Annotated in this window: 1 protein-coding gene; it reads right to left on the bottom strand. The window is 63.2% G+C overall.

What is annotated here, in order from left to right; all coding sequences use genetic code 11:
* On the bottom strand, nt 1–247 hold a 247-nt coding region (locus AC1RPQ_RS08615; RefSeq protein WP_481762368.1), incomplete at both ends, for a hypothetical protein.

Below are 247 nucleotides of genomic sequence, written 5' to 3'. Positions count from 1 at the left end.
ATTTGTGGTCATGGGGCCCTTGTCATCAGCCACACGTAGCAGATCGACCTCGGCCGCGATTTCGGCAACAGTCACCGTACGACGCTGAATGCCGGGCTGTGCTTCACGCTGCGTGCGCAGCTCAGCGCCGTCTTGCGTGCCCAGTTCCCACGCGGCGGCCCGCGAACCGGCCTTGGCAAACGGATTGTCGAATGCGCGACCATCCACGGCCTTCGAGTAGCCTTCGTTGTAGGCCACCATCAGACCG

This window comes from Dellaglioa sp. CoH-57-MRSF-21 (assembly GCF_056781915.1).
This window is presented reverse-complemented; position numbering and strand designations above follow the sequence as displayed.